This window comes from Methylobacter sp. Wu1 (assembly GCF_036553575.1).
Taxonomy (GTDB): Bacteria; Pseudomonadota; Gammaproteobacteria; order Methylococcales; family Methylomonadaceae; genus Methylobacter.
In genome coordinates this window covers 95,902-112,115 of record NZ_JAZHOC010000063.1, presented here as the reverse complement: position 1 = coordinate 112,115, position 16,214 = coordinate 95,902, and the positions used below count along the sequence as shown (strand labels likewise).

The following is a 16,214-nucleotide window of genomic DNA, read 5'->3' as shown; positions in this document are numbered from 1 at the left end:
GCGCTTGATAGAGCGCTTGTTTTTAAGGTTAATCGGGTGTTAAGCTGAAATCCTTCACCAAAAACATGAAAAAATGAAACAAGAATCCAAATGATAATTCAGCAAGGTAGCAAATTAGAGGACCTATTCTGTGAAGTCAGGCAGCAGCAAAGTAGAGCCAAAAGTCACATCTAGATCAAGTGTTCATGATGTACAGCATAAAAAGCATTTAGTAAGCTCTCTATTACCTGTAGTTGGCATTGGAGCGTCAGCCGGCGGATTGCAAGCATTAGAAGCATTCTGTTCCAATCTGCCGTTGCACAATGGTTTTGCTTTCATCGTAGTATCTCACCAACAGCCCAGACACATTAGCCTGCTACCTGATTTACTGGCTGGATTTACCAAAATTCCTGTTATTGCTGCCGAAGACGGCATGCCATTGAAAAAAGATCATATATTCGTATGTCCTCCCGGGAAAAATCTCGCCGTATTCCATCGTCGAATTTATCTTATGGACAGAACCGATCATGAGACAATGCGTATGCCTATAAACTTCTTTTTTCATTCCCTGGCGGAAGATGTAAAAGAAATGAGTGTCGGCATTATTCTTTCAGGCACCGGTACCGATGGCACTTTGGGGCTAAAAGCCATCAAAAGCGCATCAGGCATGGCCATGGTTCAAGATCCTGTAACCGCAAAATTTGACGGCATGCCCAAGAGTGCGATAGCAAGGGGCGATGTCGATTTTGTATTGCCCGTTGAAAAAATGGGACAACAACTGCTTCAATATTTTGATGCACCTTGCTTCAACAATTTTCAAACGCTGGAACCGGCGGAAATGTTAGCTGCCACCGAACCTTTACAAAAAATTTTTATCCTGCTGCGCAACCGCACCGGCCATGACTTGTCGGCTTATAAGCCTACCACGGTCAACCGGCGCATAAGCCGGCGCATGAACATCCATCATATCCAGACCATGAACGCTTACGTGCAGTTTCTGCAGGAGAACCCTGTTGAAATAGATAAACTGTTTAAGGAACTGTTGATCAACGTCACTAATTTTTTCAGAGACGAACCCGCATTCGCGGCATTAAAAGATATTGCCCTGCCGAAACTATTTGAAAATAAACCCGACAATTACGAAATGCGCGTATGGGTTCCGGGATGCTCCACCGGCGAGGAGGCCTACTCGCTTGCCATTCTGTTTAAAGAATATAATGAAACACATGGCAAAACTTACAGCTTTCAGATCTTTGCCACCGACCTGGACGAGTCATCCATCATTCAGGCACGGGAAGGCCTTTATCCAAGCGGCATTGAAACCGATGTTTTGCCGGATCGCCTGGCACGCTACTTTGAACGGGAAGACAACCAGTACCGTATCGCCAAGGAAATTCGCGATACTGTGATATTTGCCACGCAGAATCTGCTTCAGGATCCGCCGTTCACCCGAATCGACTTGATCAGTTGCCGTAATCTGCTTATTTATCTGGACGGCGAACTGCAAAAAAAGATTTTTCCGCATTTCCACTACACTCTGAAGCCAGGCGGCCTCCTGTTTCTTGGCACATCCGAGTCGATCGGCAATTTTGATCATCTGTTCTCAGTTGTTGACAAAAAGAGCAAGATCTATCAGCGAAAAGATATCCAGGCCGGTTTGCCGACATCCAAACCCCGTCTGTTGCCGACAAGCGCCAAAAACGCACCATCAATGGAACATAAATCACACAAACTCGATTCCCAGCCCGGCCAGATCGCCCGGCAAATTGAGAAATTATTGCTGGAACGCTATGCGCCGGTCTGCATTATCATCGACGAACACGGCAGAATCATTTACATTCATGGCCATACAGGAAATTATCTGGAACCAGCGCAGGGCCAGCCCAACTGGAATATCATCGAAATGTCCCGGGAGGGCTTGCGCGTGCCGCTGGCGACATCGCTGCGTAAAGTCCAGAAAAAGGGCGATATGGAAATCATCAATAGTGGAATCAGGGTCAAAACCAATAACGGTTTTGAAACGATCGACCTGAAGCTGGTAAGGCTCCTGGAGCCGGAAGCACTACAGGATCTGTTCCTGGTCAGTTTTCATCCGCATCATAAAGATGCCGGCTCACAAACTGGCGAGCCAGCTGTCTTCCCGATCCTGATCAATAAAAACGATAAGGAGCAGCTCGCTCATGAACTGCTTTCTACCAGAAAATCACTGCGCGCGACTATCGAGGAACTGGAAACATCGAACGAAGAACTCAAGTCCACGAACGAAGAACTGCAATCGGCCAATGAAGAGCTGCAAAGCTCCAACGAAGAACTGGAAACTTCCAAGGAAGAAATGCAGTCTTTGAATGAAGAATTAAATACCATCAACAGCGAGCTTCAAACAAAAGTCGATGCCTTATCGAAGATCAATGACGATATGCAAAATCTTTTGAACAGCACGAATATTGCAACCATCTTCCTCGACAATAACCTCAAAATAAGACGCTTCACCAAATCGGCCATCAATATTGTCCATCTGATCAACAGCGATATAGGGCGGCCGCTCGGCGACCTGGCATCAAGCCTTAAATATGACCACCTGATAGATGATGCCAAAGCGGTGCTGCAGACATTGATTTACAAGGATGCAGAAGTGCAGTCCACAAACGGCGCGTGGTATCTGTTGCGTATCCTGCCGTATCGGACCGCGGAAAACATGATTGACGGGCTGGTTATTACGTTTATCGACATCGACAGACTGAAGAAAGCCGAACAGGCGGCTTTGGACGCCAGTATGGCCAGCGCGATTGTCAATACCGTATCCAACCCGCTGCTGGTGCTCGATGAAAATTTCAGCATCATTACCGCCAATCCTGCGTTTCATAAAGCTTTCAATCCGTCCCATGAAGACCTGACAGGACAATCTTTCTTCACTATCAATAGGTCGGCCTGGGATTCGGATCAATTACGCGGCCATTTATACGAAACATTAAACAGCAATACGCCTTTCGATGCGTTTAACTATACGTGTGAATGCCCTGTCATAGGAAAAAAACACCTAACCCTCAATGGCCGCTTGCTTCAGCAGTCATCGACCAATGCCAGACGCATTCTGTTAGCCATTGAAGATGTCGAACGGGATAACCCATGAATACAATCGTCCTAATTTCTCCGGCGCATAGGCAAAAATTGCGCACTATAAATCCGGCGAGCGCCTGCCCCAACCGTAAGCGTTCACTTTTTCACTTATCCGCTGGAATAAATCGCCATGTTTAATTCATTCGACGGGAGTATCGATTACGAAATTCTCCAGACAGATGCGGAGAACCTGCTTGTCCAGTATCGGGAGAATCTCCGCAATCGGGCGGAAACGATGCTTAACAAATCCGGAACCGACATTACGCGCATGTCCAGCCAGGAAATTCAAAAGCTACTGTTCGAATTTCAGGTCCACCAGATAGAGCTTGAGCTCCAGAATGAGGAGTTGAACAGAACGCATCAGGAGCTGCTCGCCTCACGCGACCTGTATGCCAACTTATACAACCTTTCTCCGGTTGGCTATCTGACCCTCAATAAAGACGGCGTTATCCTGCAGGCCAATCTGACTGCGACGCGTCTATTGAACCATCCCATTGAGGAGCTGATCAACAGGAAACTGGCGCAATATATCGATGCCAGCGACCAGGACCAGTACTATTTATTCCTGCGCAGGCTGGCAGCGGAACGCACTCATCAGTCATTGGATGTCCGGCTCAAGAGTGATGGCAGCGAGATCACTTATGTGGAATGCCAGGGTAAAATCAATGACATCAATAATAATGACAGCGAAATCTGGCTGACTTTAAACAACATTACGGAGCGCAAACGCGCTGAAGAAACCATAGCCAATCTCAATAAGAAACTGGCTCAAAAGGTGCTCAAGCAAGATTGCGATTTGTCGCTGAGCAATCAGAACCTGACCCAACTGGTTGAAGAGCTCAAGCATTCCAAGCAGCAGATACTGGAACGCGAGGCTAAACTGAATTCCATCTTCAATGCGTCTGTAGAAGGCATCATCACCTGCGATATGTCCTGCAAGATCATTTCCGCGAATGCGGCGGTAGAAACCATTTTTGGCTATACGGAAGCAGAACTGATCGGCTGCAGCATCAACAAACTCATGCCCTTATCGCAGGATAAATGCTCTCATCGCGAGAGAAAGAGCTATCGGCAAGAAGCCGATATGCCCAAAGTGCTGGGCCGCATCCGCGAGGTTGAGGGCATGCGCAAAGACGGCTCTGCAGTGCCGCTGGATATATCCATCGCCGAATTTACGCTCGACGGCCAGGATTATTTCACCAGCATTGTCCGCGACGTCACCCAGCGCAAGATGCAGGAATTGCAGCAGAGAGAGCATCTGGAAGCGCTTTCCCATGTCATGCGCCTCGGTCTGATGGGGGAACTGGCATCGGGCATCGCTCATGAAGTCAACCAGCCGCTGACAGCGATCGTCAATTACGCGCAGGCCTGTCTGCGTTTCATTCAGGCTGATCAACCTGATCTGGCAAAGCTCAGATCAATTCTGGAAAAAACCCACGACCAGGCGCTGAAAGCCGGACAGATCATCCATCACATGCGGGACTTTGTCAGGTCCAAAAAAATACACCGGTCGACCGCCGACATCAATGCGCTGATCGAAAATGCGGTCAGCCTGTCAATAACTGACTTGAAACAATACAATATTCAGCTGTGTTTTAATCTGGCCGATAACTTGCCTGCTATTTATGTCGATAGCGTTCAAATTGAACAGGTCATTCTAAATCTTGTCAGAAATAGCATCGATGCGTTGAAAGACGTATCGCATAACAAACAACGAAAGCTCTTCATTCAGACACTTTTGAATGATGACAACTTTATCGAAGTAAAGGTCAAAGACAACGGCCACGGACTCGGCGAGTCCAGCCAAAAGAAAATATTAACGCCTTTTTACACGACCAAATCGTCCGGCATGGGAATGGGATTGTCCATCAGCCAATCTATAGTCAAATCCCATGACGGTTCATTGCATTTCGCCAGCAAGGCGGGAAAAGGCAGTACTTTTTATTTCACCATACCTGTACGGAGGAAATCTAATGACGCATAACAAGCCGACGACTCCTATAGTCTATATAGTTGACGATGAATTCGCCGTGCGTGATTCACTGACGATATTGATCGAATCAACTGGACAGCCTGTGATGAGTTTCGAATCGGCCGAATCCTTCCTGGATCACTATGATCCTGAACAGCCAAGCTGCCTGCTTCTGGACGTTAGAATGCCGTCCATGAGCGGGCTGGATCTTCAGGAAGAACTCATCAAAAGAAGCATAGATATTCCCATTATCTTCATCAGCGGCCATGCGGATGTGCCCGATTCGGCCAAGGCATTCAGAGCCGGAGCCGTCGATTTTCTGGAAAAACCGTTCAATGAAGAAATATTGCTGAGCCGCATTGAAGAAGCCCTGAGCAAAGATGCCCAAGTCAGAGAGCAGCTCAGAGAGAAAAACAAGATACTCGAGCGTCTCAGCCATTTAACAACGCGTGAGAGAGAAGTGCTGAACCTGATAGTCAGGAGCCATTCCAACAAAGAAGCCGCTAGAATACTCGATATCAGCAACCGCACCATTGACGTACACAGAGCCCATATCATGGAAAAAATGCAGGCCGAAAATCTGGCCGAATTGATGGTTATGGCAATGCAGTGCGACCTTCTGTAAAAACCCGCCCGCAATCAGAACGATAAACACGCTCGTCAAGTCAAGCAATCGCCCGCTATAACCCACAAATTTAAAGCAATACGATCGGTTCGCACGCTAGCTATCTTTTTCATTCAAAATGTTATAACATAACATTTTAATAGATATTCAGCCTCCGGCTGCATCGCAAACGGACTGTTGAATCTTTCTGATTAACTTTTTCTAATGTACCCATGAGCCACTCCCTGTCTCACGATCACGAAAAATGTATTTCCGAAGCCATCAACATGGCGGAACGACTTTGCATCAACCGCAGCGTGAAATTGACGCCGATACGCCGCAAAGTGCTGGAGCTGATCTGGGAGAGCCACAAAGCCGTCAAGGCTTATGACCTGCTCGATCAGATCAAGCCTTTGAACTATTCCGCCAAGCCGGCAACCGTCTATCGCGCGCTGGATTTCCTGATGAGCCAGGGCCTGATTCATAAAGTGGAAAGCCTTAATGCCTATGTCGGCTGCAATTGCTCAGGCAGACAGCATGAACAACTACTGCTGATTTGCGATCAGTGCCATGAGATTGAAGAACGCGCCGCCTTCGAAGTCATGCATGCCCTATCGTCGGAAATCAAACAGGCCGGTTTTTCCATCAGCTATAAATCGATTGAAATCCATGGCACCTGCGCTGGATGCGCATCATCCCATGATCATTCAGCCTAATCTGAACGCAAAAAGCGCCTGTCTATTTAGGGCTCAAGTGTAACGATATAACATTAGCTTTTTATAAATTTACAACGATGATGTACAAAAAATTGATTTTACTGGCCGCATCAGGATCCCTCGCTGTTCCTGTGCTTGCCGAAGAATCATCGACTATTGAATTGGAGGAAGTGGTCGTCACCGCGCCTTTGCAAGCCGACTCATTGAAAACAGCGGCTCCTGTAACGATACTGGCAGATGACGAACTACGCATGAAGACCGGTCACAGCATCGGTGACACCTTAAAAGACGAACTGGGCATCAGCAATCAGTCGTTCGGCCCCGGCGTGGGTACGCCGGTGATTCGCGGCCAGGCCGGCCCTCGGGTACGGGTATTAAACAACGGTATTGGCAGCAATGATGTCTCGGCGCTCAGCCCGGATCACGCCACCAGCGTCGAGCCGCTTTTGGCGGAACGCATCGAAGTGCTGCGCGGCCCCGCCACTTTGCTCTATGGCAGCGGCGCAATAGGCGGAGCGGTCAACGTCATTGACAACCGCATCCCTGGCCAGATGCCGGATAAGTTATTGGGCGGCGCCTTGGAACAGCGCTTCGACTCCACCGCCGACGAAACCAGCACCACGATGAAACTGGAAGGCGGGCAAGGCAACATTGCCTATCATCTCGACGGTTTTTTCCGCCATCGCGGCAATCTCGATATCGGCGGCCGTGCCATCGATACCGCCGCCGTATCGATCACCGATCCGTCGCTGGTTGTGGTCGACAATCCCGTCGGCCATCTGAACAATACCGGCGCTGAAGCCATCAGCGGCTCAGCAGGTTTATCCTGGATCGGCGATCCCGGGTTCGCCGGCATTTCGATCAACAATCTGAACAATAATTACGGCATTGCGCCGGATGGCACCGGCGAAGAAACCGTGCGCATCGCCCTCAGGCAGGATAAATATGATTTTAAAAGCGAGCTAAAAGACCCGTTCCGCTTTGCCAAAAGCCTGCGCACCCGGTTCGGCTACACCGATTACCAGCACACGGAGATAGCCAATGGCGAGCCCGGCGCATTTTACACCAATAAAACTTACGAAGGCCGGCTGGAGCTGGCACATCAGGATTTGGGGCCATTGTATGGCTCGGTGGGTTTTCAGGCACAAGCCAGCGACTTTAATGCCATTGAAAAGCTCACTGGCGAGAGCATCATTCCGCATTCCCAGATCAACAGCTACGGCGTGTTTGCGGTGGAATCGATTGACGCTGGCGCAGTCACCTACCAGCTCGGCGCTCGGGTCGAACAAACCGACATCAAGCCGGAGGGCATGAACGACCTCAGCTACACACCGGTCAGCGCTTCGGTCTCGGCGGAGTGGAAAGTCAATGACCAAAACAATCTGAATCTGGCCGTCACCCGTTCCTCGCGGGCGCCCAATGTTCAGGAATTGCTGACCAACGGCTTCCATGATGCCACGCGCAGCTTCGAACGCGGCAACATTAATCTGACAGAAGAAACTTCATACAACCTGGACCTGGGCTACCGTTTCAGCTCCGACTGGATGCGCGCCGAATTCGATCTGTTCCACAACTGGGCCAGCGATTACATCACTCAGCAGCGCAGCGGCGAATTCGTCGACGAGGACGGCAATCCTTGTGCCGTCGACTGCGTGCCTGTGCTGACCACCCGCCAGAATGACGCGATCTTCAAGGGCTATGAGGCCAAGCTTATCTTTCCAGTGATGCAAAACCGTCATGGCCAGCTGGACCTGACTTTGTTCAGCGACTACACCCGGGGGCAATTCGTCAATGGCGGCGATGTACCGCGCATGCCGCCGCTGCGCTATGGCCTGCAACTGGATTACAGCAAGCAGGAATTTTCCGGTTACCTGCGTTTTACCCGCGCCGATTCCCAGCCGCATGCCAGCGACTTCGAAACCTCGACCGCCGGTTATTTCCTGCTCAATGTGGGCACTAATTACAGAATCAAAGCATATAAGGACGCCGAGTTGATGCTGTTCGCCAAAGGCAGCAATTTGCTCGATCAGAACATTCGCAACTCGACCTCTTACTTGCGCAATTTTGCGCCGGAAGCCGGTCGTGGAGCGGAAGTGGGCTTTAGATTGAGTTATTAGCTGATGTTACGCAAAGCCGGTTTCATCCCGTTTGCCGCGCCGAGCACCGCAGCTTTTAACAGATCAGGCCCGCAAGGGCGCGGCAGGGATGCCGCGCGTTGCCAAAGGGACAGGAGTCCCTTTTGGCAACCCCTCTGTTAAAAGCGAGGAGCGCAGGAAGCAAGCGGCAATCGGGCGGCCTTTTCTTTGGTTACTTTCTTTTGGCCGCGCAAAAGAAAGTAACTCGCCTTCGGGTGCGAGAACCCGATTAACACAACCGTCGCGTTAGCGATACTTATTAAATCGATTTAACTTCAGCTAACTGCGCCACATCAGTTATTAAATGAATTCGCCTGTACAAATTCCCGTCATCATCTTAAGCGGCTTTCTCGGCAGCGGCAAAACCACCTTGCTGAACCGCCTGCTAAGCCATGCGCCGCGCTCGGCTGTCGTAATCAATGAATTCGGCGCCACGCCTGTCGATCAGCAATTGCTCAGGCAGCACAACGTACCGTTAAGCACCTTGTCGGGCGGCTGTCTGTGCTGTCAGGTACACGGCGCTTTAACGCCATTGCTGAAAAACCTGCGCATGGCCTGGCAATCGCAAACCCAGAAGCCATTCGACCGCGTACTGATCGAGACCAGCGGCATCGCCAACCCCGAGCCGGTGCTGGACACTTTATTGAGAGAGCGCTGGCTGTCATCGCGCTATCGACTGGATGGCGTGATCGTGACGGTTTCAGCCGCTTCCGGTGCGGATATCCTGGACCGCTTTCCCGAAGCCCAGGCCCAGATTGCCTGGGCCGATACCTTGATCATTACGCACACGGATCTGGCGGAAGACCAGCAAACTGACAACCTGATAGCACTGTTGAATCGGCTGGCGCCGGCAGCATCAAAAATTCAGGCCGTGCACGGCGACATTAATCCCGCTACTTTGCTTGCGTTTCCGGGACAAAACCGCTATCGATTGAAAGCCAATACGCCGATGCCGGAACACAGGTTTAGCAGCACAACGCTGCAACTCGACCATCCTGTTTCCTGGCCGCGCTTAAAAGCTGCGCTGGAGGACCTGCTAGACCGGCATGCCGCCCAATTGCTGCGCCTGAAAGGCGTGGTTTACACCGCCGAGCATGATGCTCCGGTGTGCGTGCAAGGATCGGCCGGTTGGCTTTATCCGCCGACGCTGTTGCCATCCAGAACATCGGATGATGGCCGCAGCCGGCTGGTGTTTATCACCGACGGCGAGATACAAGGCCTGACTGAAACTGTAAAGTCAGGTCTGGTTACGCCCGTCTGATTTAGCGATAATCTTCAAGGATCATTGCCTCCCTGACTTGAGCTGGTACAAATTCTGCTATTTTGTTAAATGAGCTCGATAGTTTCCGGTATTCAGCATTATATTCTGTCATTTTTACGACATCGTGCAGGTTGAATGTGCGAAGTCCGACAGAAGCCGGTTTTGGTCATAGGGACTGACTTTTTCGAGCCAATATTCAGACAACTCAAACTGAAGAGGTATCGATTATGGCAGAATTTTACGTTGAGAGAAATGCTCAAAGCAATGGCGATCATGTGGTTCATAGATCGGATTGCACTCATCTTCCTGCCAAGGAAGCGATTCAATACTTGGGAGCCATCAGCAATTGCGACAGTGCCCTGAAAAAAGCAGGTCAATTATTCAGGCAGGTTAACGGTTGTACGTATTGCTCGGTTTCAAGTCATACAACCTGATTCACAATCACAATGGTCGGACAAACCGGGAACCGAATGAAAACCGCTCAGCGATATCCGGTGGAGTATCCGCTCATTTCATCTCTGACAGGAATGTTTGAAAAATTGATGCGGCCCGGCAGTTTATCGCAGCATGCCGGTTCCGGAGGGTTGAGCGTTTATTTTATTGCAGGCTGGATGATAAACCCGGCATTTCAAAGCGCTATGCAGGGCTTCCGCTAAAGTTCCAAACCAGCCTGCATGACTGGCCTATGCCTTTTTCACCAGCGCCGGCCTTCCCGCAGCAGATCGATCAGTTCATTCTTGCGCAGGGGACGGCTGACATAATAGCCCTGCGCCAGATCGCAGTCGTGGACGCGCAGAAAATCGAATTGCTCCTTGCCCTCGACGCCTTCGGCGACGACCTCGAGACCGAGCTTTTTGCCGAGCGTGATGCTGGCCTCGACAATGGCCGCATCATTGGTATCATAGGCCAGGTCGCGCACAAAGCCTTGGTCGATCTTAAGCGCATCCAGTGGAAAGCGTTTGAGATAGGATAGCGATGAATAGCCGGTGCCAAAATCGTCAATGGCGATGCGCACGCCCAACGCCCGTAATTTCTTCAGGATCTCAGCCGCCGCTGCCGGGTCCTGCATAACGGTATTTTCGGTCATTTCCAGTTCCAGCGTATTCGGGGGGATGTTGTCCCGTTTCATGACATGGCATACCTTGTGCAGCAAGTCCGGATCGTTAAACTGGGAAGCCGAGACGTTGACGGAAATACGCACATCGTGAAGCCCCATTTCTCTGTATTCGGCACAGGCCTGGTTCAAGATCCACTCGCCCGCCTGCATGATCAATCCGGACTCCTCCAGCATTGACACGAAGCCGGCCGGCGTCACCAGTCCGCGTTGCGGATGCCGCCAGCGAATCAAAGCTTCCATGGCAACAATGCGGCCGGTGTTAAACTCAGCCTGGGGCTGGTAATAGACTATAAACTCATTGCGCTTCAAAGCCAGGCGCAGATCAGTCTCCAGCGTCAGCAGTTCATGGCTGCGGGCGTTCATATCCGGCGCGTAGAAGCGGTGCTGATTATGACCTGACATGATGGCCCGGTACAGGGCCGTACCGGCATTGCGCAACAATTCTTCGACACCGGTGCCGTCGTTCGGGTAGATGGCGATGCCGGTGCAGAAGGTAATGTAGGTTTCCTGGAGGCCCAGAGACATCGGGCGATCGAAAGCCGCATAAATCTTGCGCAGCACGACCATCAGGTTTTCCGTGCGCGGCAGATCGCCCACTATGATCGCAAACTCGTCGCCGCCCTGGCGGGCGATCGTATCATTAGGGCGCAAAGCGGCCTGCAGCCGGTCGGCGATCTGCTGGAGCAAGGTATCGCCGACCGCATGCCCCATGCTGTCGTTGATCCGCTTAAAGTTATCAATGTCCAGGAACAATACGGCCACAAAATTATTGGCATGTCGGGCGCGCTCCAATTCCGCGGCAAGCCGATCCAGCAACAGAACCCGATTTGGCAAGCCGGTCAGAAGATCGTGTGTAGCCTGGTGCTGCAATTCGGCTTCGAACCGCTTGCGTTCGGAAATATCGCGGGCAATCGTGGACAGGTATTCGACTTTCCCAGCCGAATCATAATGCACCAGCAACACCTGGGACACCGGGATTTCTATGCCGTCTATGCGCCGCAAAGCCGTCTCTCCGGACCAAGTGCCTGTACGGTAAGCGATAGGCAGCGCTTCGTTTTTTAATTGATGTTCTATGCGTTCGGGAAACAACTCTGTCAGACAGACTTTGCTGATATCCGTTTTGGGGTCGAGGCCGAGCAAGCGATAACCGGCATTATTGAGGTAACGCAGGCAGCCGCCCAGATCAAGGATTGCGACCAGGTCGGTCGTGGCCTCCAGAATGGCGGCCAACTGGGCGCGTGCTTCTTCGGCCTTGACGCGCTCGGTGATATTACGTCCTGTAGAAACAAAATGCCTAATATGCCCCTGCTCGTCCTTCAAAGGCGTGATGACTTTATCCTCATAGAACAGCTCGCCGTCTTTTTTACGGTTGACCAAGGTGCCCGTGAATATGTCGCCCTTGAGTACCGTTTGCCAGAGATGCTGATAAAAAGCTTGCCCCTGCTGGCCGGACTTCAATATGGAGGGCTTGCGACCCACAGCCTCGGCGCGTGTATAGCCGGTCAGTCTCTCGAACGCCGGATTGACATATTCGATGCAGCCATCGGGATCGGTAATGATGACGCTTTCGGCCGCCTGCTCCACAACCAGGGACAGTTTGCGCAGCATGTCTTCGGCCTGGCGCTGTTCGCGGCGCAGTTGCGCTTCTTCAAGTTCGCGCTCCACGGCCGGTACCAGGCGCGTCAGATTGCCTTTCATGACATAGTCCTGAGCGCCGGACTTCATCGCCAGCACGGCCGTATTTTCGCCGATCGTTCCCGATACGAAGATAAAAGGCAGATCAAGGTCGTGCTGTCTGACTACTTCAAGCGCCCGCATGCCGCTGAAATGCGGCATTGTATAGTCGGACAACACGATATCCCAATGCTGCTTCAGCGCCTCGGTTAAAGCCTGTTCCGTCTCGACCCGCTGCCAATCGACAGACCGTCCGCCTTCTATCTCTAATTGATCCACCAGCAGCAGCGTATCATCTTCGGAGTCTTCAACGATCAGTATGCGCAAGGGTTGCGCAGTATCTACCCGCTTCAGCATGAAATCACCTTTCTCTACAGACCTATCAGTCGGGCGGCGGCTCATTAAGCAATATCCAGTAAAGACCGAGCTGGCCTGCCGCCCGCACAAATTCGTCGAAGTCGACCGGCTTGCGGACATAGCTGTTGGCGCCCAGCATATAGCCTTTGAGCCGGTCCTCTTCTTCATTGGATGAAGTCAATAGAACAACCGGCAGCAGCTGGGTGCGCTCATCATCCCGTATGCGGCGCAGCACCTCGAGGCCGTCGATCTTGGGCAATTTCAGATCCAGCAGCACGACCAGCGGCAAATCATAGGGATCGCGTCCTGCATAAGACCCTGTGCCAAACAGATAATCCAGCGCCTCCACGCCATTGTGCGCCACGATTATCTTATGGGTAATATTGCTCTTCTTGAGGGCGTGCAGAGTCAGCGCCTCATCATCAGGGTTATCTTCCACCAGAAGAATGACCTTATTGTTCATAAATTCTCTCGCGCCTCCAGCGTAAAATAAAAGATGGCTCCCTGTTCGACCGCACCCTCAGCCCAAATACGCCCGCCATGCTTATGGATAATCCGTTGCACGGTCGCCAACCCGATGCCGGTGCCGGGAAATTCGCTGCTGTCGTGCAGGCGCTGGAACGCGCCAAACAGTTTTTCGGCATAAGCCATATCGAAGCCGGCGCCATTGTCGCGCACGAAATAGACCGGTTCATCATCCTGCATTTGCCTGCCGAATTCGATCCGCGCTTCGGGCCGTTTACTCGTGAATTTCCAGGCATTGCCGATCAAATTATCCAATACGACGCGCAATAACCGGGCATCGCCCCAAACGATTACCCCCGGTTCTATCGCACATTGTACAATGCGCTCCGGCTCCTGCTTGCGCAGCTCCTCAATCACTTCGTCGGCAAGCGCGCTTAAATTGACATCTTCCCGCTTCAGCTCAGACCGAGTGATGCGCGACAACTTGAGCAGATCATCGATCAATGTCGCCATTTTCTGAGCAGCAGCCCTCACCCGTCTCAAGCGGTCCTGGCCTGTCTCATCCAGACAATCCGCATATTCGTCAAGCAGAATGCGGCTGAAACCGTCTACGGCGCGCAATGGAGCGCGCAGATCGTGCGAAACCGAATAACTGAAGGCTTCGAGTTCATGGTTGACTGATTCCAGAATCATGGCCCGATCGCGCAGGGCCATATTCAGTTGCTGGATGCGCCGTTCGTTTTCCTTGCGTCTGCTGATATCTTCGATGATGCCGTCAAAATAAAGATTGCCGGCGCTGTCTTTTTTCATGGCTGCGCTGACGGCCGCGAAAAACTCGCGCCCCTGCAGGGTAACCAGCTGTATCTCTTCGTTGCCGACAAATCCTTCCTTCATGATTTTGTCTACAAAGTCCTGCCAGCAGCCCCGGTCACGGCACAAATCACTGACCGGGTGGGCCTGTAATTGCTCTGCCGATTCGGCTTCGAACATATCGACGATGGCGGGATTGACTTCCAGAAACCGTCCATCCGCCGTTGGCGTTTGACGATAGACGCCGACCGGCAGATTGTCGACCAGCTCCCGATACTTGGCTTGCGCCTCGAGCTGTGCCCGTTCCGCCCGCTTGCGCTCCGTAATGTCTCGGATAATGCCGGTTACGAACAGTTCCTGATCTATCTTCGACGGGCTCAGATTGATCTCCACCGGAAACTCGCTGCCATCCTTGCGGCGGCCGGACAGATAGAGGCCGATTCCCATCGGCCGCATCAATGCCTTATCCATATAAGCTTGCCGATAATCTTCATGGTGCTCACGAAAGCGCTCGGGGACCAGCAGTTCGATTGGCTGCCCCAACAGTTCATTGCGCGCATAGCCGAACCATTTCTCGGTCTGAGCGTTGACCAGTACGATATTTCCTTCGCGATTGGTCATGACGATGGCATCGGGCGCTGATTCAAGCAGCCCTCGAAAGCGGGCTTCGCTGCTCACCACTTCCGCTTCGACCTGCCGCCGCCTCACGCGGTAGAAGGCAATGAACCAGCTGACTGCGCCTAATAGCAAGCTTAAGGCGCTAAATGCAAACCACCGGGCTTGCACCACCGTTTTCTCGTCAATCACCTCGGCCGGCACATGGGCGACCAGCAGCCAGTGTCCATCGCCGGCGACAACGTTCTCACCGACTTTTCCAAACAGTGCGCTCGGCGTAATCGCGCCGTAAGTGAACAAATCGCCGCCAGCCATGAATTGCAAACGTTCGGGGTGTTCGGTAATAGAGCGCCAGGCCTCGCCATAATCGTTGGCGAAGCGCTTGTTCTTCCGGTCGGGATACATGAAGCCCCATTCGTCCTCGGAGCGGGCGCCGACCAGCCAATAACCCTGGGTGTTGAGCAGCCACAGACTGCCGATGCTTTGCCTGGAAATCGCTCGAAGCTGATCGATCAATCGCTGTCCCCGATAGTTCAACAAAATGATGCCGCGTTTTTGTCCGCGCCGGTCGAATACCGGCGTGCCAAACCGGATCACAGGCTTTATCGGCTGCTCGATGGCGCCATGCTCGATGCTGAGATCGAATGAAGAGATGTAGATATCGTCCTTGTCCAGAGCGAGCGCTTGCTCGACAAAATAGAGTTCGGACCTGTCCTGCAATTCTCTCTCCGGCACGATCACGGGCTGCCCCTGATTCCAGGTGATACGCACTCTCTCCTGCCCTTTTTCATCCAGAAACCGAATCTGGTCATAAAGTTCGCGGTATTTTACGAAGGCGAGCAGGTCGTTCCCCAAACGCTTCCAGACTATGGGGGATTGCTTTTCGAGCCATTCATGCAGCACCGGCTGGTCTCTCAGGTAAAGTATATCGCCATGCAGTAGCCTCAATTCTTCGTCAACGGTTTGGCTTGCGGTCCTCACGGTCTGTTGACCTTCGCTATACATTAAGGCCAGCGTCGATGCCTCATGAGTTTTATGAACGATCCACAGAACAGTAGCCAGCACCAGCGTCAGCAGCACCCATATTAAAATCCATTGGCGGATTATCAACCAACGTTGGCGGTCCTTGTTTGCGATAAAAAACCTTCCATTCATAAATGGCTACCACCATTTGAGTTTGCTGTTTTTGATAGTGTGCTGAACCAGTGCAATAATTTTTTATGACTGCGCTGAAACCGATCCTTTATTTATTTTTAGAAATGTGACCAATACCAGCGTGGAAAATTCGAAAAACTTGAACTTGTATTTGCTGAAGCAATCGCATTCAGACTGCTCTGCGATCACGCAAGAAGATATCGGCAGGTGAACCATCTACAGAGTTCACGAGCTATC

Annotated in this window: 9 protein-coding genes; 6 read left to right on the top strand and 3 right to left on the bottom strand. The window is 51.7% G+C overall.

Going from position 1 to position 16,214, the window contains the following annotated elements; all coding sequences use genetic code 11:
• Positions 1-130: 130 nt before the first annotated feature.
• The 6 genes from V2P20_RS13675 to V2P20_RS13650 all read left to right on the top strand — a co-directional run bounded on the left by V2P20_RS13675 (position 131) and on the right by V2P20_RS13650 (position 9,784).
• On the top strand, positions 131-3,109 hold the full coding sequence (locus tag V2P20_RS13675) for a CheR family methyltransferase (protein WP_331819213.1): 2,979 nt from the start codon (positions 131-133) through the stop codon (positions 3,107-3,109).
• Positions 3,110-3,226: 117 nt separating this feature from the next.
• Positions 3,227-5,080 carry a PAS domain S-box protein gene (locus V2P20_RS13670; RefSeq protein WP_331819211.1) on the top strand — a complete coding sequence of 618 codons (1,854 nt, stop codon included), beginning with the start codon at positions 3,227-3,229 and terminating at the stop codon, positions 5,078-5,080.
• Complete coding sequence (locus tag V2P20_RS13665) at positions 5,070-5,693, top strand: response regulator (RefSeq protein WP_331819209.1); 624 nt, start codon at positions 5,070-5,072, stop codon at positions 5,691-5,693. The genes V2P20_RS13670 and V2P20_RS13665 overlap by 11 nt, the downstream gene beginning before the upstream one ends.
• Before the next feature lie 212 nt (positions 5,694-5,905).
• The gene (locus V2P20_RS13660) at positions 5,906-6,388 is read left to right on the top strand and encodes a transcriptional repressor (protein WP_331819207.1); all 483 of its coding nucleotides are present in this window, start codon (positions 5,906-5,908) and stop codon (positions 6,386-6,388) included.
• An 80-nt stretch (positions 6,389-6,468) separates the two neighbouring features.
• Positions 6,469-8,505, top strand: coding sequence for a TonB-dependent receptor (locus V2P20_RS13655; protein WP_331819256.1), 2,037 nt, complete (start codon positions 6,469-6,471; stop codon positions 8,503-8,505).
• Positions 8,506-8,827: 322 nt separating this feature from the next.
• The gene (locus V2P20_RS13650; RefSeq protein WP_331819205.1) at positions 8,828-9,784 is read left to right on the top strand and encodes a GTP-binding protein; all 957 of its coding nucleotides are present in this window, start codon (positions 8,828-8,830) and stop codon (positions 9,782-9,784) included.
• Between the two features lie 694 nt (positions 9,785-10,478).
• Here V2P20_RS13650 and V2P20_RS13645 read toward each other — a convergent pair.
• Genes V2P20_RS13645 through V2P20_RS13635 form a run of 3 tightly spaced genes read right to left on the bottom strand, consistent with a single transcriptional unit; the run spans position 10,479 to position 15,977 of the window.
• Positions 10,479-12,932, bottom strand: coding sequence for an EAL domain-containing protein (locus tag V2P20_RS13645; protein ID WP_331819203.1), 2,454 nt, complete (start codon positions 12,930-12,932; stop codon positions 10,479-10,481).
• Positions 12,933-12,957: 25 nt separating this feature from the next.
• Positions 12,958-13,395 (bottom strand): response regulator, encoded by a 438-nt coding sequence (locus V2P20_RS13640; protein ID WP_331819201.1) that lies wholly within the window; start codon positions 13,393-13,395, stop codon positions 12,958-12,960.
• A complete protein-coding gene (locus V2P20_RS13635) occupies positions 13,392-15,977 on the bottom strand; it encodes a PAS domain S-box protein (protein WP_331819199.1) in 2,586 nt (861 codons plus the stop codon). The genes V2P20_RS13640 and V2P20_RS13635 overlap by 4 nt, the downstream gene beginning before the upstream one ends.
• Positions 15,978-16,214 lie beyond the last annotated feature (237 nt).

Bases quoted from the DNA above. Each gene is read 5' to 3' on its own strand.
- V2P20_RS13660 (WP_331819207.1), top strand. From the start codon at position 5,906: ATGAGCCACTCCCTGTCTCACGATCACGAAAAATGTATTTCCGAAGCC.
- V2P20_RS13640 (WP_331819201.1), bottom strand. From the start codon at position 13,395: ATGAACAATAAGGTCATTCTTCTGGTGGAAGATAACCCTGATGATGAG.
- V2P20_RS13665 (WP_331819209.1), top strand. From the start codon at position 5,070: ATGACGCATAACAAGCCGACGACTCCTATAGTCTATATAGTTGACGAT.
- V2P20_RS13635 (WP_331819199.1), bottom strand. From the start codon at position 15,977: ATGAATGGAAGGTTTTTTATCGCAAACAAGGACCGCCAACGTTGGTTG.
- V2P20_RS13670 (WP_331819211.1), top strand. From the start codon at position 3,227: ATGTTTAATTCATTCGACGGGAGTATCGATTACGAAATTCTCCAGACA.
- V2P20_RS13650 (WP_331819205.1), top strand. From the start codon at position 8,828: ATGAATTCGCCTGTACAAATTCCCGTCATCATCTTAAGCGGCTTTCTC.
- V2P20_RS13655 (WP_331819256.1), top strand. From the start codon at position 6,469: ATGTACAAAAAATTGATTTTACTGGCCGCATCAGGATCCCTCGCTGTT.
- V2P20_RS13645 (WP_331819203.1), bottom strand. From the start codon at position 12,932: ATGCTGAAGCGGGTAGATACTGCGCAACCCTTGCGCATACTGATCGTT.